Below are 24983 nucleotides of genomic sequence, written 5' to 3' on the forward strand. Positions count from 1 at the left end.
CCCCCGTCAGCATCCCGAGTCCAGAAGACGAGAACGCCGTGTCGCTCCCCAAAGCCTTTTCCGACCAACATGTCTGCGTGATTGGCCTGGGCTATGTCGGCCTGACCCTTGCGGTCGCCATGGCCGATGCCGGCTTCCAGGTTCACGGCACCGAGGTGCGTGACGAGGTGCTGGAGGGCCTTGCCAAGGGCGAGCCGCATTTCTGGGAGCCGCGCCTCAAGGAGAAGCTCGAACGCGTCGTGGCGCGCGGCAAGCTGACCTTCTCGAAAACCCTCGACGACAGCGTCAAGGCTTCGGTCTACATCATCACGGTCGGCACGCCGCTCGACAAGGACGGCAATGCGCGCCTCGGCATGGCCCAGGACGCGACCCGGCAGGTCGTCGAGCATATGCAGGACGGCGCCCTGATCATCCTGCGTTCGACGGTCAAGCTCGGGACGACCCGCAACCTGGTCAAGCCGATCCTGGAAGCCAGCGGCAAATCCTTCCAGATCGCGTTCTGCCCCGAACGCACGCTCGAGGGGCGCGCCCTGATCGAGCTCCATGAACTGCCCCAGGTCATTGGCGCCGACGACCCCGACGTCCGCTGGCGCTGCCAGCAGTTCTTCGGCCAGATGACCCCGACCACCGTCGTCGTCGGCTCGCTGGAAGCGGCCGAGCTGACCAAGCTGGTCGACAACACCTATCGCGACCTCTCCTTCGGCTTCGCCAACGAGATCGCCAAGCTCTGCGGGCGCATGGGCATCTCCGCCCGCGAGGTCATCCGCGCTGGCAAGCTCGGCTATCCGCGCACGAATGTCGCCCTGCCCGGCCCGGTCGGCGGACCCTGCCTCGAGAAGGATCCGCATATCCTGGTGGAATCCGCCAAGCAGTGGGGCGTCGACATGCCGATCACGCTCGCCGGCCGCCGCACCAACGAGGAGCAGCCCGCCGACGTGGCCGACATCGCCAGGATCTGGGCCGGCCGCCTGAATGGCTTCCCGGCCAAGCCGGTGATCAGCCTGCTCGGGCTGGCCTTCAAGGGAATGCCGCCGACCGACGATCTGCGCGGCACCATGGCCTATCCGATCTTCCGCGAGCTCGAGGCTGCTTTCCCGGACGCGACGTTCCGCGGCTATGACGCCGCGGTGGAGCCCGCCGCCGCCACGGCCTTTTTCGGCTTTCCGATGGTCAAGACGTTGGCCGCGGCTTTCGAGGGCGCCGACATCGTGCTCCTCCTGAACAACCATTCCGCCTTCCAGCAGATGGATCTGGCGGCGCTTGCGGCATCGATGCACCGGCCGGGGATCGTCTACGATCTCTGGAACATGCACGATGACATCATGGAATCCATGCCCGACGGTGTCGTGGCGCTCGCGCTCGGCAGTGAGCGGCTCTGAGGAGATAGAGATTTGGCCATTCGTAAGTATCTTGTGACCGGCGGTACGGGTTTCATCGGCTCCGCCCTGGTTCGGCGCCTGGTGAAGGATGGCCATGACGTCCGCGTCGTCGACAACGATCTGCGCGGCTCGAGCGCCCGTCTGGCCGACGTCCTGCCGTCGATCACGCTGATCCCTTGCGATGTCCGCGATGCCGACGCCATGACGGAGGCCGCGAAAGGCTGCGAGAGCATCCTTCATCTTGCCGCGCTCAACGGCACCGAGAATTTCTACAATCGTCCCGATCTCGTGCTCGATGTCGGCGTCAGGGGCATGTATGGCGCGCTCGAAGCGGCCAAGCGCAACGGCATCACCGAATTCGTCCTGGCTTCCTCCTCGGAAGCCTACCAGACGCCGCCGGTCGTCCCGACGCCCGAGGACGTGCCGCTGACGATTCCGGATCCTTGGAACCCGCGCTATTCCTATGGCGGGTCGAAGCTGATCTCCGAGATCATGCTGGCGAACTACAACCGGGACCTGTTCAAGAAGGCGATCATCTTCCGCCCGCACAATGTCTACGGCCCCGACATGGGCTGGGAGCATGTGCTGCCGCAGTTGATCCTGCGCGCCAAGGAACAGATCGCCAAGCACCCTGACGGGAAGGTGCCCTTCGAGATCCAGGGCGACGGCTCGCAGACGCGCTCCTTCGTCCATATCGACGATTTCATCGACGGGCTCCTGGCCATGGTCGAGAAGGGCGAGCACCGCAACGTCTACCATATCGGCACCCGGGAAGAGATCACGATCCGCACCCTGGTCGAGCAGATCTTCGCCTGGTTCGGCCGCGAGGCGGAGCTCGTCTCCACCCCGCTGCCGGCGGGCGGGACGATGCGCCGCTGCCCCGACACGACGAAGCTCGAGGCGCTGGGCTACGCACCGAAGATCACGATCGCTCAGGGGATCGAGGACATCGCGCCTTGGTATGTCGCCAATGCGCATCTCAAGCCGGCAGCATGACGTGTCTGTTGCCCGTTCCATGCTTCGGCCCGTCGCCCGGCCCGTGCGGCGGCTCCTGCGCCGGTTCGGATTTGACGTAGTCCCTTATACCGGGGCGACGCAGCATGACGTCCGCATGCATTGGCTGCGGGCGCTCGACATCGATCTGGTCGTCGATGTCGGCGCCAATGAAGGGCAGTTCGTCGGATGGATGCGCGATCGGGGCTATGCCGGGCGCATCGTCTCCTTCGAGCCGCAGGCCACGGCCTTTGGCGCGTGCTCGCAGCGCTGGGGCAAAGATGGGCAGTGGACCGGCATCCGCTCGGCGCTCGGCGAAGCCGCGGGCGAGATCGACCTGCAGATCGCCGGGAACTCGGTCTCGAGCTCGATCCTGCCGATGCTCGATTCCCATGTTGCCGCATTGCCCGAATCCGCCATCGTCTCGACCGAGCGCATCCGGATTTCGCGGCTTGACGAAGAACTCGCGAAACTGGCGATCGCGCCCTCGCGGACCTTCCTCAAGATCGACGCGCAGGGCTTCGAATTGCCGGTGCTGCGTGGTGCTTCGGGCTGGCTCGATCGCGTCGCGTTCCTGGAGTTGGAGCTGTCGCTCGTGCCGCTCTACGAGGGTCAGGAACTGCTGCCGACGATCTGGTCCGCCGTCGGCGATCTCGGCTTCACGCCGATCTGGATCGAGCAGGGCTTTTCCGACACGCAGGCACCGCGCATGCTTCAGGTCGATGGCCTATTCGTCAGAACCGATCTGTTGGCCCGGACCTAGCGTCGCAGAATGTCATATTTCAGGGATACGAACATAAATATTGCGGGAATAGGTGTGATCTGCGGTATCGCCGTGTTCACCCTCGCTTCCTGGATTTCGGTCGGATTTGGCGCCGCGCTCGCCCTGGCCGGCCTGGCCGCGCTATCCGTCCTCGTCGTCCGCCTGTATCGGCGCCTGCAGGCGAGCATCGCACGGCAGGAGAAGGCTCTCGCTGCTTTGCACCTCGACATCGAGCAACGCCTGACTCAGGCCTCTGGCGCATCGGATGAGTCGATGCAGAGCGTTGCCACCCGCTTTGCCGATATCGACTCTCTCCTCGAGCAGACCAACCGCTTGGCGGCGGCAATGGCGAAGCGGCTGAACACCTCCTCGAAGCGCCTGTCGGGCGTCGAGGCGACCTTGCAGATGATCACGTCCGCCAACAAGGACATCCCGCCGCTCGACCCGGCGGAACTGACCGACAATCTCACGGCCGCCGCTGTCGCCGCCGCCGAAGCCGTCGCGGGCCGTGAACAGAATACGGTCCGAAATCTGACCTCGCAGCTATCGGCCGCGAATGAACGGCTGCGGCTCATGGAGAGGGACGCCGACACCGTCAGGAGCGGCGTCATCGAAGCTGTCCAGACCGGGCATTTCCCGCCGCATTTCTATACGGCGAGCTCGTTCAACCCCGAGGTCGCCGTATTGCCCACCATCGCTGAATTCGTCGAGCCAAAAGTGGCTTTCGACGTCGGAGCCAATCGGGGCGAGTTCACGGCCGCGCTCCGTCATGCCGGCTTCGCGGTTCACGCCTTCGAGCCGCTGCCCGCGCTAAACACTCATTTGACGGAGCGCTTCGCGGCCGATGCCGATAAGGTGCGGATTCATGCCGTGGCCTGTTCGGACAGCGACGGCTCGGCGGAACTGCATCTTGCGACTGTTGACGACAATACGATCGATGCCTCCCTGTTCTCCACGCTCAACGAACATCCCGGCTTCAATGGCTTCGCCTTCTCGAATTCCATCACCGTGCCGGTTCGCCGGCTCGACACGGTTTTCGGCGATGCGGCGCCCATGTCCATCGGACTTCTCAAGACGGATACCGAAGGCAACGATATTTCGGTATTGAAGGGCGCGTCCACGATCAATGCGGCGGTCTTGATGGTGGAGTTCTGGGACAAGGATTACGTGTTCAATGTCGGCACAGTGGGCAACAGCCTGCAGGACTATCTCGCCGAAATTGACCGGAAGAAGTATCCCTTCTGGATCGTGATGTGGCGCGGTATTGCGCGCGACAACTTTGGAGTAGCCGCAGGCATCGAAGAAACGCCACCGGGCAGCTGGGGGAATATTCTGTTCTTGTCGAACCCGACCTTGACTGACGCAGTCCTGGCCTGGGCACGGCAGACTTACGGCGCCAGCCGTGTCAAGATTGTCGAAAAGACCGCCTAGAAGCAGCGCCTTGGTGAAATGTCGCGGAGAGACGAGACTATGAAATCAACGATCGTGGAAGCTCTGCGACCAATTGCGCGGCGTCTTCCCAGACCGGTGAAGGCATTTCTTCTGCGCACCTACCTGCAGATGCAGAACAAGCAGTCCAGGGCGCGCGTCGCCGCGGCTGCGGCCTCTCCTGTCGCGCCCGAGGCCGGAAAATTCGCCCCGTCGATGGATGTCGTGCCGGAGAGCCCCGCAGCGGCCCCTGCACGCCCCCCTCGGCTCGCCAAGCGCAGCCTCGTGGATGTCGTGATCTCGCCGAACGAGATCAGCTTCGCGCATGGCACCGGCGTGCTGCTGTCGCGGCTTCTGGAGAATCGGAAGGACATCGTCGCGATCCGCTCGCGCACGAATTATGGCGGAAACCAGCGTCTTTCGGCCCGCGAGATGTTCGCGCTGCCGGTCGGGATGACCGACCGGCGCGAGATCATGGCCCAGGTGTCCGAATGGCTTGCCGACTATGACGTCCGCTCGATCCTCTGCGTGCCCTATTTCGAGACCGACGTGACGCTCGCGATCGTCGCCCAGGCCATCACCGGCGCCCCGCTCGGGCTCTGGATCATGGACGACAACTGCCTGGAGGCCGGCGGCATCCGCCGCGCGGTGATGGCCGAGGGCATCGAGCGCGCATCGGCCCTGTTCGGCATCTCGAACGAGCTCAAGCGGCGCTACCAGGTCGAGTTCCGCAAGCCCATGGCCGTCCTGCCGCCGCTGGTCGCGCCGAGCATGGTGCGGACCAAGGCCAGCCCCGCGCCGGCGGAGCAGCGGCTGGTGATGATCGGCAATGTCTGGAGCGCCGACCTGCTCGATCGACTGAGCCAGGTCGTCGAGGCGGCGGGCCTGAAGGTCGACTGGTACTCTTCCAATCCCGGCCTCTGGACGAACCAGCACCCGCTTTCCGACCTGACCAAGCGTGGCGTGAACGTGATCGAGGGCGATGATCCGGACGTCGTTCGCAAGGCCGTGCTGTCCGCCACCGCGGTGGTCGTGCCGAGCGATCCCGGCGACTCCGGCGAGCACGAGAAGGCGCTCGGCACCATGAGCCTGCCGACCCGCATGCCGTTCGTGCTGGCGACCGCGGGCACTCCGATGATCGTTCTCGGCCGCGAAGGCACGGCGGCCGGCGGTTTCGTGAAGCGGCTCGATATCGGCTCCGTCATCCCCTATGACGCGCAATCGCTCAAAACGGCCGTCGAAGCGCTGTCGAAGCCCGAAACGCAGAACGCCATCCGGAAGCGCGCGGCGGAGCTTGCCCCGCAATTCTCCTTCGAGGGCGTCGACAATTTCGTCTTCGACACCATCCTCGCCGGCGGCCGCTGGCCGGATGATCGCTTCGAGAACCTCTTTCCGACCGATCCGAAATCCTTCGCCTATTTCTTCGACAAGCCGGTCGCCCCCCAATACGCGGCCCATTTCGGCGAAGTCGTCTCGCTTTGCGACCGCCTGAAGGCGATGGGGTTCTTGCCGGACTTCGTCCTCGACATCGGCGCGTCCACGGCGATCTGGTCGAACGCGGTGGCGAGCGTCTTCGACAAGGCGCGCTACATCCTGTGCGATCCGATGTTCCAGCGTTATCCGAACGTCTGGGCGAAGCCCGGTTTCGAACTCGTCGAGGTGGCGATCGGCGACAAGCCCGGGCGGGCGACCTTCTCGGTGTCGAGCGACCTCTACGGCTCGTCCCTGCTCTCCGTTTCGGACGTGGTCTCGGTCGTCGACAAGGTCGAAGTCCAGATCAAGACCATTGACGCCGTCGCCAAGGAAAAGAAGCTCGCCGGGCGCGGGCTGCTGAAGATCGACGTGCAGTTCGCCGAACATCTCGCCATCGAGGGTGCGCTGAAGACGCTCGACCGGAATGTCGATGTCGTCATCCTCGAGCTCACTCTGACCCGCGTGCATCCGGAGGCCAAGACGCTGCTCGAGATGTGCAACCGCATGGACGAACTCGGCTTCCGCGTCTTCGACCAGGTCGGCGGCTGGCGGGTTCCGTCCTCGGGCGAGCTGGAACAGCTCGACCTTGCCTTCGTCCGCAAGGGCCTTGGCGGCACCATACAGTCGGTAGACGCCAAGTCCTGAGCGGACAGAACCCTCGATCCTGCGGAGGCGGTTTTCAAGGCCTCCGCAGGATCGTGCCGCCAAACGGCCTTCCAAGGGCCCTTTGCCGTCCCCTGAGCCATGCCAAAACACCACCAGCGCATGAGCGACCGCGGGCGATCTGCGGTCGCCTTTTCGAAGCGCGCGACGGCGAGCCGAGGCTCGGGCCATAAAGTCGCTGCTTTCGGGTGCCAGTTTGTCTATAGTGTTCTCCTCGACGGCGGATTGGCTCAATTGCCACGCCACGTCTGCGCTGATGCGCGCTCGCTATGAGAGAACCACGGATAATCTCGGACCAGGCCTGAAAAGGAACCGCTTGCCGAATGCTATCGACACAATCCGATCGCAGCGAAGCCAGATTGAACAGCCACTCGCAGGAGGATGAGGGTGCCCTCATTCGGGATGGCTATGAGGCCTTCCTCGAGAAACGGTTTCCGGATTCGGTCGCATATTTTACGCGCGCGGCGCGCCTCGGTTCGCCGCAGGCCGATTATTGGCTCGGGTTCCTGACGCTGGACCATGGTTGCGCCGAGCAGGGGCTCTCCGGCGGAGAGGCGGCGCTGGCGCGAGCGGCGGATGCCGGCCATGCCCCGGCCGCGACACGGCTCGCAGCGGAGCTGCTGAAGCGCGAGGATGACGAAGCAGCTTTGACCGAAGCCGTCGCGCGGCTGAGAACGGCCGCCGGCGCCGACGAGCCGATGGCGCATTATCTCCTCGCCAACTGCCTGCGCTGGGGCATCGGCCTGCCCGCCGATCCGCCCCAGGCAGCCCATCATCTGCGCGTCGCGATCGATGCTGGTGTCGAGGGCGCGGCTGAGGCCCTGGCAGAACTCGAGCTGGCCACCTCGAATGCGCCGGGCACGCAGCAGCAATGGATGGAGCGCGGCCCCGCGGACGCATTGGCGCATGGCCCGCGTGCCATGACGCTCGAGATCACGACACGCTGCAACCTGACCTGCGTGATGTGTCCTCACGGCTTGACCGACGGGATGCTGGTCAAGCGCGATGCGCCGGACGTGATGATCGAGGCCGTGCTGCGCTCGCTGGACGATCTGGACGAGATCCATCCGACGGGGGTCGGCGAGCCGCTGCTTGCCGACGGCTTCTGGCGCATCGTCGACACCCTGAACGGGCGTGAATCGCCGAAGCTGGTCTTTCACACCAACGGGATGCTGCTCACCGAGCGCAATGTCGAGAGGCTGAACGCGGCGCCGATCGCGCGCGTCAATATCTCGGTCGATGCCGCCGATCCCATGACCTATCGGCGCATCCGTGGTGCGGAGATGCGCAAGACGCTCGATGGCATTCGACGCCTGGTCCAGGCGTCGAGCTTCGCCGGCGAGACCCCGCCGGTTTGCATTTCGATGGTCCTGATGCGGGAGAATATCGAGGAAGCGCCGCAATTCGTGCGCATGGCGGCTGAACTGGGCGTGCGCCATGTCTATTTCGAGCATCTGACCGAGCCGCATGTGGCACGCGAGACCTGGAAGGTCAGCCGGGGCAATTTCAACTTCAACTATGCCGAGCAGGACCTGCACGACGAACCGGACTATGCCGACAAGCACATCATTCTCGCGATGGACGAGGCCGACCGCCTCGGCGTCGTCATCGAGGGCTACGAGGTGCTGCTGTCGCCGGAGAACGTCAGCCACCAGCAAAGGCGCTGCCGCACCGGCGCCTTCGCGCCGAGCTCGATCTAGAGCAGGATGCGAAAAAGTGGGAACCGGTTTTTCGCATTGATCCTGCTCTAACTCTTTGATGAGAGACGGATTCAGATTTCAGATGGGATCACTTCGTGATTCCATCTGAAATCATCCGGCTCTAGGGAACAGTCCGCAATGGCACATGAAGTCCGTGACTGCAGATGGCCATGGAACCGGCTCTATCTGCACGCCAATGGCGACATCAAGCCGTGCTGCTATGCGACCTCGCCCGTCGGCAACGTGATGGACGGCGACAAGCCGGAGGAAATCTGGAACGGCAAGGAGATGCAGGAGCTCAGGCAGTATATCGTCGAGAACCGCATCCATCCGGTCTGCGCGGGAGCCGGCTGTTCCTTCATTCGCTCCCGGATGGCGCCGGACGAGGAGACGGCTTCGCAGGTGGTCTATCGCAAGGTGCCCGAGGGCGTGGTCCTGCCACATACCGAAGCGCTGGCAAAACTCGGCCAGCGCGATGCGCTCTGGACACTTGGGCACAGTCTTCTGGAAAAGGCCGGCCAACGCCCGTCGCGGCTGACGATGCGCTTCGTCAAGGACAGCGCCCTCGCCTATCTCTGGCTCTACCGCGCCTCACGCAAACGCTCGGAACTCGCCTCCTATCGCCTTGCCCTTTCACTGTTCGAGTGGAATAGCCGGCTGGTCAACGGCTTTGCCTTTTCACGCGCGAAACAGGCGGGAGAAAGCGGCTATGCCCAAGCCTATATCCTGGCCGGACGCATTCTCATCGAGGGAAAAGGCATGGGCCATAAGGTGACTGAGGCGAAGGAGCTGTTCCGAAAGGGCGCCGAGCTCGGTGACCCGATGGGCTACTATCTCCTGGGCTGCATTCTGAAGACGGATCCCACTCAGGTCGAGGAGGCCAGGAAACTCCTCACGCTGGCGAAGAGGCGTGGAGTAGCCGAGGCCGATGCGGCGCTGGAATACCTGCAGGCCGCCTGAGAATCTTGCGCAACGCTATGATCCGCCCCCGCCGAGCGAGCGGGCCGGCCCGACTAGCGACAAGCGACCCCTCAGACTTGTCAGTCCGTTCGTTTAAAGGCAAGAGTGCCGCGCCGAAGCGCTGTATGGGATCATTTGCATGAATTACGGGGATATGGACGCTCAGGTCGGGCGCGCCATCAAGGCTTTGGGTTACACGTTTCCGGTCGTCTACGATGTTGGCGGCTCCAACGGAGCCTGGGTCAACATCATGTCGAAAGTGCTGCCCGAGTCGCGCTTCGAGGTGTTCGAGCCTCTCGCCGAACTCCACCCCGGCTATCGCGAGATCCTGGGCTATCTCAAGGGGATGCACCAGGAATCCTACATCCATCCCATCGCCATCGGCGAGAAGGACGGCTCGATCACGATCAACGTCTATGACGACCCCTCCGCCAGCACGACCTTGGCGATCGCGGGAGCCGACCACATCAAGCCCGCGAAGGTCCCGCTCCGCTCGATCGACTCGATCGTCGCCTCGCGGATGTGCGCGGCGCCGGACCTGATCAAGATCGACATCCAGGGCGGCGAGCTGGCCGCGCTGAAAGGGGCGCGGCAGACGCTCCCGGGCGTGAAGTTCCTGATGCTTGAGACCTGGATTCAGCGGGGCTACGGCGACAACACCCCCCTGCTCCACGAGCTGATGAGCTTTCTCTCGCCGCTCGGTTTCGTGCCCTATGAATTCGGCGATGTCTTCCGCAATGACAAGGCCGAGGCCGTTGCGATCGACGTCTGGTTCATCAACCGCGCAAAAGCGCATGAACCCGCGATGTTCTGAGCACCGGTCGCGGCTCGGCGCAGGCGGCAGACGCCGGTTGCATGACCAGCGGGTTCGTGAACCGGCCACCCGATCCGCGCGGGACCATATGCCGCTGCGCTGCCGTGCAGCCGCGGCTTTCACGCGAAGAAACGTATGACCTCCATGATCGATCTGACCAGCTCGACGCTTTTCTCCGCCGACTTCTACCTTCGCCATAACCAGCGCCGGCTGGAGCATCTTGCCTCGCTCGGCCTCGACCTGGCGGGCAAGAGCGTTCTCGAGCCGGGAGCCGGCGTCGGCTACCACTCGCTCTTCTATCTCGACCGCGGCTGCCGCGTGACGGCTTTCGAGCCGCGCGCGGAGAACTGCGAAGCCTATCGCGCCCAGATCGAGGCTTCGTGGTCCCCGACGGCCGAGAACGTCACCCTGGTCGAGGCGCCTTTCGAGGCCATCGACGGCCTGGGCGAGCGCTTCGATCTCGTCCATTGCTATGGCTTCCTCTACCATGTCGGCGATCCCGAGGCCGCCATCGCACTGCTCGCGCGCCGCACCGCGGGCTTCATGGTGCTCGAGACCTGCGTCTCGATGGACGCCGGCAGCGCCATCAATGTCATCGACGAGCCGACCGCCAACCCCGCCCAGGCCTTCGACGGCAAGGGCTGCCGGCCGACCCGCGCCTGGGTGATGGAGTCGCTGACCCGCCACTTCGCCCACGCCTATGTCACCCGGACCCAGCCGGCGCATGACGAATTCCCGCTCGACTGGACCAGGCCCTGGCCCAACAGGAGCGGGCTCACGCGCGCCGTCTTCGTCGGCTCCCATGTGGCTTTGGACAATCCGAACCTGCTGGACAGCCTACCTGACACGCAGACTTGGGGATGATATTGAACGGAAGCGCCTCCAGCCTTGAACGCCGAAAAACACGTCAAGGCTGCAATTGAAGGTTTCAACCAAAGACGAAGCACCCAAGCGCTTCTTGAATTGGCGATAATTTCAGATGAAAAAAAAGTATATCGCCGAAGATTTCAATTCTCAGGAAGCGATTGAAACATATCAAGCTGGCTTTTTAGGCCTTCGGGATCGCTATCTGACGACTCCGCATACAGTATCTTTTGAAACTTATGCAAAATGCGATGCTGCATGCAACTTCTGCCCATACGTTTCGATCGAACGTCAGGGCAAAAAGATGTCCGATGAACTGATTGCAAAAATTGTATCCAATATTGGCGATCTCGATCAGAGTGTTCCGCTTTTTGTGACAATTGCGCGCATCAACGAGCCTTTTCTTGATAAGAGAATATATGACATCACGAAGTCGATAAATCACGTCGCTCCGCATGTGCAGTTTATCTATTTTTCGAACGGCTCGCCACTTAACGAAGCGGCGATGGACCGCTTTGAAGAACTGCCTAACTCCTTCTGTCTCTCGCTCTCGCTGAACGATCATCGGAAAGCCCGCTATGAGGAGATCATGCAGATTTCCTACGAGCGCGCGATCCAGCGCTTCGATGCCATCCACCGCAGGAAGGCGGAAGGTCGACTTCCATTCTGGACTCGCGTGACCAAGGTTGCCGACAACAACGGCGATGACGCGGAATTCATCTCGTTCGTCAAGGAGCGGTGGCCGAAATTCGACGTCTCGGTCTATCGACGCGCAACATGGTCAGGTTCGGTGAATACCACGCCGAGCATCGTGCCCGACGTCGGATGCTATCAGTGGTTCACGGTAGGGTTTTACGCTGACGGCACCGACCCCTTCTGCGTCATGGACGCCGACGGAAAATTTCGACACGGCGACATTCGCACCCAGCATCTGCTGGAGATCTATAATCACCCCTATCGGAAACATCTCCGCGGCCACATCACGAACCGCAAAGACGTGGATTACTGCCGCACCTGCCCTTTGATGTCCTGATCGACGAATTGCAGGCGAGACCTCTCAAGATCGGGCGGCCTTTGACGATCGATCCACTGAAAATCCGTAAGATCGATCTCCGCCTCGACGAGTCCAAACACCGTCTTTGGCGAACTGATGGTAAAATGCAGCATCGACTGGCGCAGATCGAGGACCAGCCTGTCGCCCTCACTCAGATCGGCAATGCCGAGATCGATGAAATAGTCGCCGGACAGAAAATGCGCCCTGAAGGACCAAGTCACATCCAGCGCTGAGCCCGGCTCGAGAACGGGCAACGGCGAACCCACCATCAGATTGCTGGCTCCGCTGAGAATCTGATTGGTCTTGCTGCGCAGGATCAGGCCGAGTTCGGGCGCAGCAACTCTGTCGAAAATCTGCACCCGAGTGGTCAGGAACAGGGTCTCCCCAGGTTTAGCTGGACTTGCGAGGTCGCGTCGGTCGCCGCGGTGCAGGACCGCATCGGTGAATTTTGCCCCTCCGCTCCCCGAACGCAGCTCTTGCGGGTTATACTGCGCACGCCGATCGGGGAGCCCCGCCCAGTCTGCCGCGATTGGACCCCCGACATCAGGGGACGCCATTGCCTTCACGTCCGCGGCTTGCGCGACGGCTGTCTCCCGAATTTCGTCCGCCGGAGCCGGCTCGGTCTGGAGATTGGCTCCCGTCGTCAGGTTCATGTAGATGCGCACGGCATCAGCCGTCGAGCCGTCGAAGAGCAGCTGTCCCAGATGGAGGATCAGCCCGCGCGTGCAGAAGCGCGTGACGAGATCGGGGCTGTGGGTCACGAACAGGACGGTACAACCCCTCTTCTGCATCTCCTCAAAGCGCCTGAAGCACTTGTTCTGGAACTTGAGATCCCCGACCGCCAACGCCTCATCGACGATGAGGATATCCGGTTCGCTGGCGACCGAGCAGGCGAAGGCCACCCGCACATACATGCCGCTGGAATAGGTCCGCGTCGGCTCGTCGAAATAGTCGCCGATATCGGCGAAGGCCTCGATGGCGGCGATGCGCTCGGCGAGCTCCGCCGCCGGGACGCCCTGCAGCACGCATTGGAATTCCGCGTTCTTGCGGCCGGTCCATTGCGGGTTGAAGCCCGCACCGAGCTCGAGCAGCGCCGCGATCCGGCCGAACGTCTGAACCTTTCCAGACGTAGGGCGCAGCGTACCGGTGATCATCTGCAGCAAGGTCGACTTGCCGGCGCCGTTGACGCCGAGAATGCCGACCGTCTCACCCTTCTTGATATCGAGCGAGATGCCATCGACGGCCCGATGCTCGCTATGGGCGCGATGCGGGCGCAGGCCCAGCGCAACCCGCAGCGGGTCCAGCGGCGTCTGTCCGAGGCGATACACTTTCCGAACGTCTTCGACGAGGATCATGCTGGAACTGTCGTTTGACGCGACGGTCTGCATCGCTCGTTATAGTCTCCATATCGGGGGGCGACCACCACGCCGGTGCCCCGGCCTTGCGGTTGGTCGCCCGCCTATCTATACACCCTCCCGGGTTTTTCAATTGATTATGGGGCGTCTTCGGACGACGCGAACAGGCATGGCGCTCGGCCGCTTGCAGCTATTGGCCTATCTTGCACGATCGGAACTGCAGCGACGCCATGCCGGCAGCATGGGCGGCGTGGCATGGACCGTGATCGCGCCGATGGCCCTGATCGGGGCGATGTGGTTCGCGCTCGATATCGGGCTCGGCATGCGGGCCGCGGCCGGGCCCGGCTTCGGGACGGCCCTGATCGTGGGCATGGTCGGCTGGCTGGCCTTTGCCGACAGCGTCTCGGACTCGACGAGCTCCGTGCTGCGCAACCCGCATCTCGTGAAGAAGATGGTGTTTCCGATCGAGCTGATGCCTCTCGCCTCGGTCGCGGCCGCCTACATCGTCCATCTCGCCATCCTGGCCATCCTGGCGCTGGTTCTCGCCCTGCTCGGCCAGCTCGACCTCCGCTTCATCTGGGTCCTGCCGCTCTGCATGGCCCTGTCGATCGCGGTTTCATCCGGCATTGCTCTAACCGTTTCGTCGCTCAATATTTCCGTCCGCGACACGCAGGCCGCCGCGCCCTTCATCACCACCGTCTGGTTCTGGCTGACGCCGATCGTCTGGTCGCCGGCGCAATTGCCGCAGGCCTGGCGCTCGGTCGTCGGCCTGAATCCGATGGCTGTGGTCGTCGAGGGCTACAAGACGGCGCTCACCGGCTCGACATTCCCCTTCGACGCGACGACGACCGGCATCAGCCTTCTTGTTGCCGCGTTGCTCTGCGCAGCAGGGGCCTTGCTCTTCGCGACATTGCGACCCAGCTTCGCCGACAGCATCTGATCGGCACTTCTCTCACCGAAGGACCAGGACCATGGCGATCTATTCTCTCACGGGTAAGCGCATCTGGGTTGCCGGCCATCGCGGGATGGTGGGAGCGGCCGTCGTGCGTGCGCTCGAGGCGCGTGGCGATGCCACCATCATCAAGGCCGGGCGCGACGTGGTCGATCTCAAGGATCAGGCCGCCGTGCGCTCCTGGATGAAGCGCGAGAAGCCGGACGCCGTCATCCTCGCCGCAGCCAAGGTCGGCGGCATCCTCGCGAACGCCACCTATCCGGCCGACTATCTCTATGACAACCTGATGATCGAGGCGAATGTCATCGAGGCAGCCCATCGCGAGGATGTCGGCAAGCTGCTCTTCCTCGGCTCAACCTGCATCTATCCGAAATTCGCAGCCCAGCCGATCAACGAGGACGCTCTCCTGACCGGCGAGCTCGAGCCGACCAACGAATGGTACGCCATTGCCAAGATCGCCGGCATCAAGCTGTGCCAGGCCTATCGCAAGCAGTATGGGCGCGACTTCATCTCGGCGATGCCGACCAATCTCTATGGCCCGCATGACAATTTCGACCTCAAGTCGAGCCATGTCCTGCCGGCGCTGATCCGCAAGGTCCATGACGCCAAGCTCTCCGGCGGCAAGGTGACGATCTGGGGCTCCGGCACGCCGCGGCGCGAGTTCATGCATGTCGACGACCTCGCCAGCGCGCTCGTCTTCATCATCGAGAACTATTCGGACCACGGTCATCTGAATGTCGGCATCGGCGAGGACGTCACCATCCGCGAATTGGCCGAGACCGCGGCCAAGGTCGTCGGCTATCAGGGCGGCTTCGACTACGATTCGACCAAGCCGGACGGCACGCCGCGCAAATGCACGGACAATACCCGCCTGCGCGGCCTGGGCTGGGCGCCCCGGATCGGCCTCGAGGACGGCATCGCCGACACCTATCGCTGGTTCCTGGAGAACTGGAAGGAAGCGGCCTGAGCCAGGGCCGGCGAGGTGAGCGTCGAGATCTCCATCGTCACAGCGACGCTCAATCGCCGGGAGATGCTCTCGCGCGCGATCGCCAGCGCCATGGCGCAGGGTCTCGACGGTGTCGAGCACATCGTCATCGACGGCGCCTCGACCGACGGCACGCTGGAGCTGCTCGCGGGGTTCCCGCATCTGCGGGTCGTCAGCGAGCCGGACCGGAACCTCTATGAGGGTTGGAACAAGGGGATCCGCCGCGCGACCGGGACGCTGATCTGCATCCTGAACTCGGACGACGAGCTGCCCGACGGCGCATTCGACATCGTGCGCGGGCTTCTGCGCGGAGCCCCTGCCGTCGACATGGTCTCCGGAGCCGTCGAGATCATGCGCAATGGCGGGCCGCCGGCCGGGACCATTCGCGTCCTCGACCATCCGGCGATGATCGCCTTGCGCGAGCAGGATATCGGGCCGGGCGTGCCGCTCACCAACGGCCGCTTCCTGTCGCGCCAGCTGCTCGACCGCGTCGGCCCCTTCGACGAACGCTACTCCGCCATCTCCGACCGCCAGTTCTTCCTGCGGGCGCAGCTCGCGCGCCGGAGCCATGTCACGACCGACAAGCCGCTCTATCGCTACCACATCCATGACCAGTCGCTGACGCTCAACGACCAGGCGCCCTCGCTTGCCCATGCGCGGCAATGCCTGGCGGCGGCAAGGGACGGCATGGCTGAGGCGGAAGACCCCGCCCTCCGCGCCGCCTATCGCCGCTGGCACGCCTGGGCCTCGTTCTACTTGGCCGGTCTCGAGGCTCGCAGCGGCCAGGCCGGACAATCGCTCGGCACGGTCGCTGCAGCAACGGGGCGCGACCCGCTCTGGCCCTTCCGCCTCCCCCCGATGCTCGCCCGCCATATCAACGAGCGCGCCGCCCGGCTGGGGCGGCTGGTCGCGTGACCGGCAGGCTACGTCTTTCGGTCGTCATCCCCACCTATCGCAGGCAGAGGGAGCTCGGCCATGCGCTGGCCTCGCTCGCGCCGGAAGCGGAGCTGATCGACGAGGTGGTCGTCGTCGATGACGGCTCGCCCGAGCCCGTCGAGATCGCCCCGCCCCCGGTGCTGAAGAAGCGCGTTCGCCTCGTGCGGCTGCCGCAGAATGTCGGAGCCTCGGGCGCGCGCCAGGCCGCCGTGGATCACGCAACGGGCGACCTGATCGCCTTTCTCGATTCGGACGACGCCTGGCTGCCCGGCAAGCTTGCGGCGCAATTGCCGTTCTTCTCGTCCGGCGACGCCATGCTCGCGGTCGCGACCGGCTGGCAGGATTATCACCCCGGCAGCCGAAACCTGGCCTGCCGGATGCCGGTCGGCGCTACCGAGCCAAGGGACTTCGCCAGCGGCTGCTGGTTCTGTCCGGGCTCGACAGTCGTGATCGGCCGCGAGGCGTGGAACCGTGTCGGGCCCCTCGATGCCGGTCTTCGCCGCCTCGAGGACCTCGACTGGTTCCTGCGCTTTGGCCTGGCGGGAGGGAAGCTGGTGGTCGCCGATGTGATCGGGGCAGCCATACGGCACGGCGCCAAGAACAATCAGCCGCTCGTCGATGCCGCGGCACGGCGGATCTCCGAGCGGTTCGCCACCGACGCTCGGGTCACGACCCCAGTGCTTCGCAACCTCAGGGCCTATCTCGACATGGAGCGGGCCGCCTCGGCCTATCGCGGCGGAAATCCGGCCCAGGCGACGGCGCTGATGCTGCGCTCGCTCCTCGGCAAGCCGCGCGCGGGCCTGCATCTCCGGCAATGGTGGCGGCGAGGCCAGCCCCGGCTGTCACATGCCGAGCTGGAGGAGCTGCTGGGGATTTCGGAAACCTGACCCGCCGCCGGATGCCCTGGCAGCGGCGCAGCGCCCGCTCCTATTTCCAGATCCGCCACTTCCAGCCGTCGGTCGAGGTTTCGATCTTGTCGAGGAAATCCTCGCGCATGAAGATCGCGTCGATCGAGGTCAGCTTGTGCTTGGCGGCCCAGTAGACGTCGCCGAAATCGACCAGGACGAAGCCGAGCTCGGTTACCGGCTCCATCAGCTCATGCAGGAGCGGGGTCGTTACGCCATAGCCGCGATAGAGCCAGGTCTCGAGCAGCAGGATATCGGCGCGGCGCATGGTCTCGCGACCGCCCTCGATGATGGCGACCTCGAAGCCCTGCGTGTCGATCTTGACGATCTGGGGATGGGGGATCTGCTTCTCGGCGACGAAATCATCGAGCCGGCGCACCGGAAACGAGGCGATCTCGTCGAGGCGGCTCGACGCCTTGAGGCTGTCCTGTATCGACTTGATGCGGTCGATCTCGAGGAAGGTGCTGCCGAAGCCGCCGGAGAAGATCGCCATCTCCTTGGTTTCGTTCTCGGCGCCCAGTCCGATCCGGTGGAGGTGGAAATTCGGGTGCGCGGGCAGCACCTTGGCCAGCGACTCGCTATAGGTGCTCATCGCGTCGGCGAGCGGCTCGAACAGATGATAGCTGGCATTCGGGAAGACGGGGTTGATGACCGCCGACCACATGCCGTTTGACGCGCCGATGTCATAAATGACTTCAGGTGCATAGCCGAAAGACTTCAGCTGTTCGAAAAGGCGAATCTCGGCCTCGGAAAATCTCAAAGAATCCGACAAGAAAATCTCCGGTAATTGACCTGGCCAGTTGGCCCGTTTCGGCAACATCCGCGGCGCTTTGTCAAGCACGCCTCGAGCGAGTGGGATCGCATTTCGGCGCTCTCCTGCATCGGAACAGGCGCTTTTTTGTGGTCGTTCCCGCATGAACGCGAGATGACCGGAATTGTCTGAGCGATCGCGCCATGCCCGATGTCACGAGCGAACATTCTGGCTTTGTGGCGATCCTCCCGCTATTGCGGTCAAGTCAGTGATCAAGGGAAAGCGCGGAGTTGCCATCCATGTCGAGTTCGGTTCGGATTGTGCCGGTCATCCTTTCGGGCGGCGCAGGAACGAGGCTCTGGCCTTCCTCGCGCGAGGCTTATCCGAAGCAATTCCTGCCGCTGCTCGGCGATCGCTCCACATTCGAGGATACCCTGGCGCGGGTCTCCGACCGGTCTGTCTTCGCCGATCCGATGATCGTGACCGGTGAGGATTTCCGCTTCCTCGTTGCCGATCAGCTGGCGCGGGCCGGCGTGAGCGGCCGCATCGTGCTGGAGCCGATGAGGCGCGATACCGCCCCCTGCATCGCGGTCGCGGCCGAGCTCCTGCGGGCGAGCGACCCGAATGCGGTGATGCTCGTGCTCGCGGCCGACCACCTCGTCACCGACAAGGCCGCCTTCGCCGCGACCGCACAGGCAGGCCTTGCCGCGGCGGCGGCGGGCGGGCTCGTCACCTTCGGCATCACGCCGACGCAGCCGGCGACAGGATATGGCTATATCAATCCGGGCGCGGTGGCGGATGGCCGGGTGCGCAAGGTGACGGCCTTCGTCGAGAAGCCCGACCGGGCGACCGCCGAGACATTCGTCGCCGACGGCTATTTGTGGAATTCCGGCAATTTCCTGTTCCGTGCCGACGCTTTCCTGAACGAGCTGCGGACCTTCGAGCCCGAGATCGCCGCGGTTGCCGAGCAGGCCGCCAAGGCGATCGCGGTGGACGCCGCCGGCGACATCACCTTCGAGCGGATCGATCGCGCGATCTTCGCCGCCTCTCCGGCCAAATCGGTCGACTATGCCGTCATGGAGAAGACGGCCCAGGCCATGGTGGTCGAAGCCAACTACCGCTGGTCCGATCTCGGCTCCTGGGACGCGCTTTGGGAAATGTCGGAGAAGGACGCCGAAGGCAACGCCGTGCGCGGCGGCGTGACGCTCTCGGGCACCCGCAACTCCTATGTCGCGAGCGACGAGATCCATACCGCCGTGGTCGGTCTGGAGAACGTCGCCGTGATCGCCTCCAAGGATGCGGTTCTGGTGGCCCGCCGCGACGTCGCCCATGAGCTCAAGGCCCTCGTCGGAGGGCTGCGCGCCAAGGAAGCCACCCGCAAGTTCGCTGACGAGCATGCGCGCGTCATGCGCCCCTGGGGCTCCTATGAGAGCGTCGATCGCGGCAGCCGCTTCCAGGTCAAGCGGATCGTGGTGAAGCCCGGCGCCCGCCTCTCGCTGCAGAAGCATTTCCACCGCTCCGAGCACTGGATCGTGGTGACCGGCACGGCCACGGTGGAGATCGACGGCACAACGAAGATCGTGCGCGAGAACGAGAGCGTCTATATCCCGCTCGGCGCCTGGCACCGCCTCGGCAACGAAGGCAGGATCGATCTCGAGCTGATCGAGGTCCAGTCGGGCAGCTATCTCGGCGAGGACGACATCGTCCGCTCGCAGGACGACTACAAGCGGGTGTGACGCCAGTCGTTCAGGCAGGCGCGCCCTGCTCGGCTCACTGGCAGCCACCGCGGCAGCGAAGGCCGCTGACCGCGGTGCTCCCCTCGCCCTGCGTCACGACGTCGATCACCGTTCCGCCGCGGCGCCAGGTGAAGATGCAGCCGGCGAAACCGACGCAGGCGAAGGTCTCGGGTCGCCCGGCGCAACGCCGGTCGCCCGGCTGGCACTCGTCCGCTTCCGGCAGGGTGATCGGCCGCCAGCCCTGCGCCAGCAGGCTCTTGCGCGCCTTCTCGTAGTCCTGCAACCGCGGAACTCCGGGCAGTCCTTCCGCCGCGTCCGCAGCGGCTCCGGCCGCGAACAGAAGCGCGATGGCAATGATCCGCTTCACGGTGCGCCCTCCTGCTTCAGCGTTTCATCGGTCCTTCGGCGCGCTTGCCGCGCCGGGGCATTCCGTCATGGATGCGCCGATCCGGGCGCAACGGGCCTCGTCGAAAGGAGGCAGTCCGTCTGCACCGGCCGGAGTTGCGAGCCGCCGTGCCGAACCAGCACTGGGCCGCCGCGACGCCGGCCTCGATTGTCTTTGCGACTCCGCGAGACTCGACCATCAGCCCGGCAAAGGTCAAGGGCGGATTGCGCTTCAGTCACAGCAACGCGGCGCTTCGACGCAACCTGCGAAGAGCGTCCTGGACGCTTCAGGCCCGGAGCGAGAGCTTGTAGGAATAGGCATCGCCCCGGAAGAGGCCTTCGACATATTCGATCATCTCGCCATCCTGGCCATAGCTGCGGCGCTTGATCAGCAGGCAGGGGACGGGCTGCGCGAAACCGAACACCGCGCATTCCTCCTCGGTCGGCGCCGCCGCTTCGATGATCTGCTCGCACAGGACGAGCGGTGCCCCCAGCTCGCCAAGGAGCGCGTAGACCGACTGTGACAGATCGGAATCCGGCAGGCTCGGCGCCACCTGCAGATTGTACCAGGCGACCTCGCGCGACATCGGCACGCCGTCGCCACTGCGAATCCTGACCAGTTTCAGGAATTGCGCGTTGGACGAGAGGCCGAAGATCGACGCGATCGACCTGTCCGCGACCACGGCGCTTTCCAGAATGCGCGAAGACGGCACCCGCCCGAGCTCGCGCATCTCCTCGGTGAAGCCCTTCAGGCGGTCCATCCCCGAATGCATGCGCGACCCCGGCCCCTGGACGATCGAGCCGAGACGGCCATGCGCACTCAAGAGCTTGCGCTGGCGCAGGCTGTTATAGCATCGCTGGACAGTCGCGCGGCTGATATGGAGTCTGTCGGCAAGCTGGCGTTCGGCCGGCAAGGTGGTTCCGGCTGGAAGCGTGCCGTCGCCGATCAGCTGAGCCAACTGATCTTCCAACTGCTGGTAGAGCGGCTTTGCCGTGTCGTCACGCAGTTCGAGCAGGTTCTGCAAGGCGGGCCTGGCCGGAGGCGGCGTCTCGGACACTGCGGGATGCGCAGACCGGGTGCGCGAGCGGGTGCGCGGCGTTGACGTCATGGAGTGGAAGGCAGGAGCTGGAGCGGCATGGCGGGCATGATCTTCGTTCTAGGCAGTTTCGTCGTCGCCTGCTCGGCGAAGGTGGCGCGCTTTCCGATCGCAGGAGAATCGCTGCGCGCCGAGGCCCTGACTGTGGAGCCCGGCGGCAAGGGACTCAATCTCGCTTTGGGCGTACGCCGGCTGGGCATTGCCGTCGACGGCCTGATGGCCATTGGCGACGACCTCCTGTCCGCCTTCGCCGCTCCGGCCCTGTGCCGGGCCGAACTGCCCGAAACGATGCTGAAACGCTTTTCCGGCGCCACCGGCGGCGGAATCGGTTTCACCGATGCCAGCGGCGAGAACTGTCTCGCGGTCAATCCCGGCGCCAACCTGTCGCTCGGCGTGGAGGATGTCCGCGAGATGTCCGAGGCGATCCGCAGGGCCGATCTCGTCGTGGCGCAGTTCGAGATCGGCGACGCGCCCATCGCCGAGGCCTTCGCGCGGGCGCGGCAAGCCGGCGTCAGGACGCTTCTCAACCCGTCGCCTTTCCGGCCGGTGCCTCCCGGCATCCTGGCCAACAGTTCGACGGTGATCGTCAACGCCAACGAAGCGCAGGCGCTTGCGCTGGCATTGCAGTCGAGCGGCATGCCCGGGCCCGGGCCCGATCCGGAGCTCGACGCCATGGCGAAGCTGGAAGATCTCGCGCGAGCCCTTTTCGCCTGCGGCCCCGACACGCTGGTCGTGACGCTCGGTTCTGCCGGCGCCGTCGCCTTTCGCGCCGGCGAACCCCCTCTCCGGCAGAGCGCCTTTGCCGTCGACGCAGTCGACAGCCTGGGAGCCGGGGACGCCTTTGCGGCAGGCCTGGCCGCGAGCCTCGTCGAAGGACGGAGCTTCCCGGAGGCGCTGCGGCGTGCCAGCGCCTGCGGGGCGATGGTGGCGCGGCGCACGGGCGTTTTCGACGTGCTTCCGACGGCAGCGGAGCTGCATGATTTCCTCGCAGCGGCAGGTTGACGCCGCCGGCATTTATTGGATCGTTTTTGGACTTTCCATAAAAGCTCCAATACGGTAACGATAGCGTCTGGCCCGGTCTTGATCGTGATGCCGGCGGTTACCGTCAAACCTCGTGCAACGAGCGTTTTCGACACGCCGCCGGGCATCCCACGGCCCTGGAGATGGCTATGGCGCGCGCGAATCTCGATGCGGTTGTCTCGACGATCGATAGCCTGCTGGCAGGCGCCTACGACACCGAGCGCATGAGCGTGGCCGTGGAACAGATGAGGCAGCTTTTCGACGGCTCGAAGGCCTGCCTCGCTCGTATCGGCCCCGATCCCGATCCGAGCGACGCCATCACCACGAACCCCGACGCGGCGCTCCAGCAGCTCTGCGCCGGCGAGCTCGCGGATGACTTCGTGACCTTCGCCGCGCAGCTCTCCCAGGTTCCGATGGGCCAGGTCTATAGCGACCACGCCGTCTTCGGCAGCGAGCATCTGCGCGCCAGCCGTCTCTGGCAGGAATGGATGGCGCCGCAGGACATGTATGGCGGCCTGGGCTGCCGTTTGCTCGAGGCCGACACCTCCTACTGGATCTTCGACATCCAGCGCGGCCGCCGCCAGGAAACCTTCGATGCGGAGGACGCCGCGCTGCTGGCACGCCTCAGGCCCATCCTGGCGCGCGTCGCTGCGATGCGCCGTCAGATCGGCCTGTTGACCCTGCAAAGGGACATGGCGCGCAGCGCGCTCGACGCCCTGTCCGTCGGCATCATTCTCACCGACCAGAACATGCAGCTGGCCTATGCCAACGAGGCCGCCGATCTGCTCCTTGCCGATCCCGAAGGCGCGCTCAGCCTGCAGTCCGGCCGCATCTTCGCGCGCAGGCAGCTGGACCAGACCGTCCTCAAGCGCCTGGTCGCGGAGGCGTTCGCCCCCTCCTGCGAGCCGGCTTCCGGTCGCGGCCGTCTCCTGGCCCGCTCCCCGGAGGCAGGTGGCCCCAATCTCTCGCTCTGCGTGTCGCCGCTGCCCGTGCCCGGCTATTATGGCATGCCGGACGGCCCTCCTTGCGCGATGATCGCCGTCAGCCCGCTCAAACCGGCGGCCGATCTGGCCAAGGCCGCGCAACAGCTCTTCGCCTTGACCGAGACGGAAGCGAGATTTGCCTCCGCGCTCGCCTCGGGCCAGTCGCTGGCCGAGGCAGCCGATCATCAGCGCGTCCGCATGTCGACGGCGCGCACCCATCTCGCTCGCATCTTCCAGAAGACCGGCACGCGGCAGCAGAGCCAGGTCGCCGCGCTTCTGCGAGGAGCCGAGCTGCCGGTGCGCGACAGCGAGGACGGCTGAGCTGAGCCGCTCCCGGGAGCCAGCCTGAGGCCAGCGCCCGTCGGCAACCGAACAGATGCGCGTGGATGGACGACAACCCAAGACGTTTCCTCCGTCCGATCGTCTGCTTCGGACGGAGGTTAACGCGGAGACGCGCCCACATTCGTCCTTCAAATGAAGGACGATGCCGACAGGAATGCGAACTTGTTGCGGGGCGGGTCGCCCCCGTCGCTCAGGCCACCTTGGCCACGGGCGCCGGCTTCTCCCATTCCTCGCCCCAGATCATCACGGCATGGCCGGGCGAGACCTCGCGGTACTGCCGCACCGGCGGGACATAGTCGGGCGCACGCACCGGGCTCTTGATCTCGTCATTGGAGACCGGACGCTTCTCGAGCCGGCGCGCCGGATCCGGCACCGGCACCGCCGCCAGCAGGCGCTTGGTATAGGGGTGCTGCGGATTGCCGAAGATCGCCTCGCGCGGGCCGATCTCGACGATCTCGCCGAGATACATCACGGCGACCCGGTGGCTCACGCGCTCGACCACGGCCATGTCGTGCGAGATGAAGAGATAGGCGAGCTTCATCCGCTCCTGCAGCTCGAGCATCAGGTTGATCACCTGCGCCTTGACCGAGACGTCGAGCGCCGAGACGGACTCGTCCGCCACGATCAGCCGTGGCTCGACCGCGAGCGCGCGGGCGATGCAGATGCGCTGGCGCTGGCCGCCGGAGAACTCATGCGGGAAGCGGCTCGCCATGTCGGGCTGGAGCCCGACCCGGCGCAGCAGCTCGGCGACCTTCTCGCGTGCCTGGGTGCGGTTCGCGAGCTTGTTAATCAGCAGCGGCTCGGCGATCGCCGCGCCGACATTCATGCGCGGGTCGAGGCTGGCGAAGGGATCCTGGAAGATCATCTGCATGCGCTTGCGCCGGTCGCGCAGGGTGCGCTGGTCGAGCTTCAGCACGTCCTCGCCATCGAGCAGCACCGAGCCGGCGAGCGGTTCGATCAGCCGCATCACCGAACGCCCCGTCGTCGACTTGCCGCAGCCGGACTCGCCGACCAGCGCCAGCGTCTCGCCGGCCTGCAGGCTGAAGGCGACGTTCTCGACCGCATGCACGCGGCCCTTGACGCCGCCGAGCAGCCCGGCCCGGATCTCGAAGCGCGTCGTCAACCCGCTGACCTCGAGCACCGGCCGCTCGCTGGCCGGCGCCACCGTGTCTGAGGTCTCGGTCGGCACGTCCGAAAGGCCCGTCGCGCGGTCGACGACCGGGAAGCGCATCGGCCGCTTGTGCCCGCCCATCGAGCCGAGCTTCGGCACGGCCGAGAGCAGCGAGCGCGTATAGGGGTGCTTGGCGCGGGCGAAGATGTCCTCGGTCGCGCCCGTCTCCACCGCCTGGCCGTTATACATCACGACCGTGCGGTCGGCGATCTCGGCGACGACGCCCATGTCGTGGGTGATGAAGAGGACGGACATGCCCTCCTCGTCCTGCAGGG

At 64.8% G+C, this 24983-nt stretch carries 22 protein-coding genes; 17 read left to right on the forward strand and 5 right to left on the reverse strand.

The window, feature by feature from the left end:
* The first annotated feature begins 38 nt into the window (after positions 1-38).
* The 10 genes from ACTIF2_RS14730 (at position 39) to ACTIF2_RS14775 (ending at position 12070) form a co-directional block, all read left to right on the forward strand.
* A complete protein-coding gene (locus ACTIF2_RS14730) occupies positions 39-1379 on the forward strand; it encodes a nucleotide sugar dehydrogenase (RefSeq protein WP_439497834.1) in 1341 nt (446 codons plus the stop codon).
* Positions 1380-1391: 12 nt separating this feature from the next.
* Positions 1392-2375 (forward strand): NAD-dependent epimerase/dehydratase family protein, encoded by a 984-nt coding sequence (locus ACTIF2_RS14735; RefSeq protein ID WP_439497835.1) that lies wholly within the window; start codon positions 1392-1394, stop codon positions 2373-2375.
* A 115-nt stretch (positions 2376-2490) separates the two neighbouring features.
* Positions 2491-3135 carry an FkbM family methyltransferase gene (locus ACTIF2_RS14740; protein ID WP_439497836.1) on the forward strand — a complete coding sequence of 215 codons (645 nt, stop codon included), beginning with the start codon at positions 2491-2493 and terminating at the stop codon, positions 3133-3135.
* A gap of 9 nt (positions 3136-3144) precedes the next feature.
* Positions 3145-4566, forward strand: a complete 1422-nt coding sequence (locus tag ACTIF2_RS14745; RefSeq protein WP_439497837.1) for an FkbM family methyltransferase — start codon at positions 3145-3147, stop codon at positions 4564-4566.
* Between the two features lie 96 nt (positions 4567-4662).
* Positions 4663-6681, forward strand: a complete 2019-nt coding sequence (locus ACTIF2_RS14750) for an FkbM family methyltransferase (protein WP_439497838.1) — start codon at positions 4663-4665, stop codon at positions 6679-6681.
* 377 nt (positions 6682-7058) lie between these two features.
* Entirely contained in the window at positions 7059-8399 is a 1341-nt protein-coding gene (locus ACTIF2_RS14755) for a radical SAM protein (protein WP_439497839.1), read from the forward strand.
* 138 nt (positions 8400-8537) lie between these two features.
* Positions 8538-9359, forward strand: a complete 822-nt coding sequence (locus ACTIF2_RS14760; protein ID WP_439497840.1) for an SPASM domain-containing protein — start codon at positions 8538-8540, stop codon at positions 9357-9359.
* Positions 9360-9498: 139 nt separating this feature from the next.
* Positions 9499-10173: an FkbM family methyltransferase gene (locus tag ACTIF2_RS14765; RefSeq protein WP_439497841.1), complete on the forward strand. Its 675-nt coding sequence runs from the start codon at positions 9499-9501 to the stop codon at positions 10171-10173.
* A gap of 144 nt (positions 10174-10317) precedes the next feature.
* Entirely contained in the window at positions 10318-11037 is a 720-nt protein-coding gene (locus ACTIF2_RS14770) for a class I SAM-dependent methyltransferase (protein ID WP_439497842.1), read from the forward strand.
* 115 nt (positions 11038-11152) lie between these two features.
* Positions 11153-12070, forward strand: a complete 918-nt coding sequence (locus ACTIF2_RS14775) for a radical SAM/SPASM domain-containing protein (protein ID WP_439497843.1) — start codon at positions 11153-11155, stop codon at positions 12068-12070.
* On the opposite strand, the gene ACTIF2_RS14780 is transcribed toward ACTIF2_RS14775, so the two are convergent.
* A complete protein-coding gene (locus tag ACTIF2_RS14780) occupies positions 12040-13479 on the reverse strand; it encodes an ABC transporter ATP-binding protein (RefSeq protein ID WP_439497844.1) in 1440 nt (479 codons plus the stop codon). The genes ACTIF2_RS14775 and ACTIF2_RS14780 overlap by 31 nt on opposite strands.
* 136 nt (positions 13480-13615) lie before the next feature.
* On the opposite strand from ACTIF2_RS14780, the gene ACTIF2_RS14785 reads away from it, so the two are divergent.
* Genes ACTIF2_RS14785 through ACTIF2_RS14800 form a run of 4 tightly spaced genes read left to right on the forward strand, consistent with a single transcriptional unit; the run spans position 13616 to position 17206 of the window.
* Positions 13616-14386 (forward strand): ABC transporter permease, encoded by a 771-nt coding sequence (locus ACTIF2_RS14785; RefSeq protein WP_439497845.1) that lies wholly within the window; start codon positions 13616-13618, stop codon positions 14384-14386.
* A gap of 31 nt (positions 14387-14417) precedes the next feature.
* Positions 14418-15365, forward strand: coding sequence for a GDP-L-fucose synthase (fcl, locus tag ACTIF2_RS14790; protein ID WP_439497846.1), 948 nt, complete (start codon positions 14418-14420; stop codon positions 15363-15365).
* A 15-nt stretch (positions 15366-15380) separates the two neighbouring features.
* A complete protein-coding gene (locus tag ACTIF2_RS14795) occupies positions 15381-16298 on the forward strand; it encodes a glycosyltransferase (protein ID WP_439497847.1) in 918 nt (305 codons plus the stop codon).
* Positions 16295-17206, forward strand: coding sequence for a glycosyltransferase family 2 protein (locus ACTIF2_RS14800; protein ID WP_439497848.1), 912 nt, complete (start codon positions 16295-16297; stop codon positions 17204-17206). The genes ACTIF2_RS14795 and ACTIF2_RS14800 overlap by 4 nt, the downstream gene beginning before the upstream one ends.
* A gap of 40 nt (positions 17207-17246) precedes the next feature.
* Here the strand turns inward: ACTIF2_RS14800 and ACTIF2_RS14805 are convergent, their stop codons facing one another.
* Entirely contained in the window at positions 17247-18140 is an 894-nt protein-coding gene (locus ACTIF2_RS14805) for an FkbM family methyltransferase (RefSeq protein ID WP_439497849.1), read from the reverse strand.
* A 134-nt stretch (positions 18141-18274) separates the two neighbouring features.
* Between ACTIF2_RS14805 and ACTIF2_RS14810 the strand changes: the two genes are divergently transcribed.
* Positions 18275-19711, forward strand: coding sequence for a mannose-1-phosphate guanylyltransferase/mannose-6-phosphate isomerase (locus ACTIF2_RS14810; protein WP_439497850.1), 1437 nt, complete (start codon positions 18275-18277; stop codon positions 19709-19711).
* A 34-nt stretch (positions 19712-19745) separates the two neighbouring features.
* Here the strand turns inward: ACTIF2_RS14810 and ACTIF2_RS14815 are convergent, their stop codons facing one another.
* Together ACTIF2_RS14815 and ACTIF2_RS14820 are read right to left on the reverse strand one after the other, a co-directional pair.
* Positions 19746-20078 carry a hypothetical protein gene (locus ACTIF2_RS14815; RefSeq protein WP_439497851.1) on the reverse strand — a complete coding sequence of 111 codons (333 nt, stop codon included), beginning with the start codon at positions 20076-20078 and terminating at the stop codon, positions 19746-19748.
* A 304-nt stretch (positions 20079-20382) separates the two neighbouring features.
* Complete coding sequence (locus tag ACTIF2_RS14820) at positions 20383-21153, reverse strand: GntR family transcriptional regulator (protein WP_439497852.1); 771 nt, start codon at positions 21151-21153, stop codon at positions 20383-20385.
* A 78-nt stretch (positions 21154-21231) separates the two neighbouring features.
* Here ACTIF2_RS14820 and ACTIF2_RS14825 point away from each other — a divergent pair, with 78 nt between their 5' ends.
* On the forward strand, positions 21232-22194 hold the full coding sequence (locus ACTIF2_RS14825; protein WP_439497853.1) for a PfkB family carbohydrate kinase: 963 nt from the start codon (positions 21232-21234) through the stop codon (positions 22192-22194).
* A 167-nt stretch (positions 22195-22361) separates the two neighbouring features.
* The gene (locus ACTIF2_RS14830; RefSeq protein WP_439497854.1) at positions 22362-23516 is read left to right on the forward strand and encodes a helix-turn-helix transcriptional regulator; all 1155 of its coding nucleotides are present in this window, start codon (positions 22362-22364) and stop codon (positions 23514-23516) included.
* 211 nt (positions 23517-23727) lie between these two features.
* Here ACTIF2_RS14830 and ACTIF2_RS14835 read toward each other — a convergent pair.
* A partial coding sequence (locus ACTIF2_RS14835; RefSeq protein WP_439497855.1) for a dipeptide ABC transporter ATP-binding protein occupies positions 23728-24983 on the reverse strand: 1256 nt, incomplete at its 5' end.

Origin of the sequence: Allobosea sp. (genome assembly GCF_051860145.1) — a bacterium.
Classification (GTDB): Bacteria; Pseudomonadota; Alphaproteobacteria; order Rhizobiales; family Beijerinckiaceae; genus Allobosea.

Excerpts from the sequence above, each read along its gene's own strand:
- ACTIF2_RS14775 (WP_439497843.1), top strand. The coding sequence starts at position 11,153 with ATGAAAAAAAAGTATATCGCCGAAGATTTCAATTCTCAGGAAGCGATT.
- ACTIF2_RS14745 (WP_439497837.1), top strand. The coding sequence starts at position 3,145 with ATGTCATATTTCAGGGATACGAACATAAATATTGCGGGAATAGGTGTG.
- ACTIF2_RS14770 (WP_439497842.1), top strand. The coding sequence starts at position 10,318 with ATGATCGATCTGACCAGCTCGACGCTTTTCTCCGCCGACTTCTACCTT.
- ACTIF2_RS14805 (WP_439497849.1), bottom strand. The coding sequence starts at position 18,140 with ATGCGGGAACGACCACAAAAAAGCGCCTGTTCCGATGCAGGAGAGCGC.
- ACTIF2_RS14825 (WP_439497853.1), top strand. The coding sequence starts at position 21,232 with ATGGCGGGCATGATCTTCGTTCTAGGCAGTTTCGTCGTCGCCTGCTCG.
- ACTIF2_RS14780 (WP_439497844.1), bottom strand. The coding sequence starts at position 13,479 with ATGCAGACCGTCGCGTCAAACGACAGTTCCAGCATGATCCTCGTCGAA.
- ACTIF2_RS14765 (WP_439497841.1), top strand. The coding sequence starts at position 9,499 with ATGAATTACGGGGATATGGACGCTCAGGTCGGGCGCGCCATCAAGGCT.
- ACTIF2_RS14785 (WP_439497845.1), top strand. The coding sequence starts at position 13,616 with ATGGCGCTCGGCCGCTTGCAGCTATTGGCCTATCTTGCACGATCGGAA.
- ACTIF2_RS14810 (WP_439497850.1), top strand. The coding sequence starts at position 18,275 with ATGTCGAGTTCGGTTCGGATTGTGCCGGTCATCCTTTCGGGCGGCGCA.
- fcl (WP_439497846.1), top strand. The coding sequence starts at position 14,418 with ATGGCGATCTATTCTCTCACGGGTAAGCGCATCTGGGTTGCCGGCCAT.
- ACTIF2_RS14830 (WP_439497854.1), top strand. The coding sequence starts at position 22,362 with ATGGCGCGCGCGAATCTCGATGCGGTTGTCTCGACGATCGATAGCCTG.
- ACTIF2_RS14740 (WP_439497836.1), top strand. The coding sequence starts at position 2,491 with ATGCATTGGCTGCGGGCGCTCGACATCGATCTGGTCGTCGATGTCGGC.
- ACTIF2_RS14760 (WP_439497840.1), top strand. The coding sequence starts at position 8,538 with ATGGCACATGAAGTCCGTGACTGCAGATGGCCATGGAACCGGCTCTAT.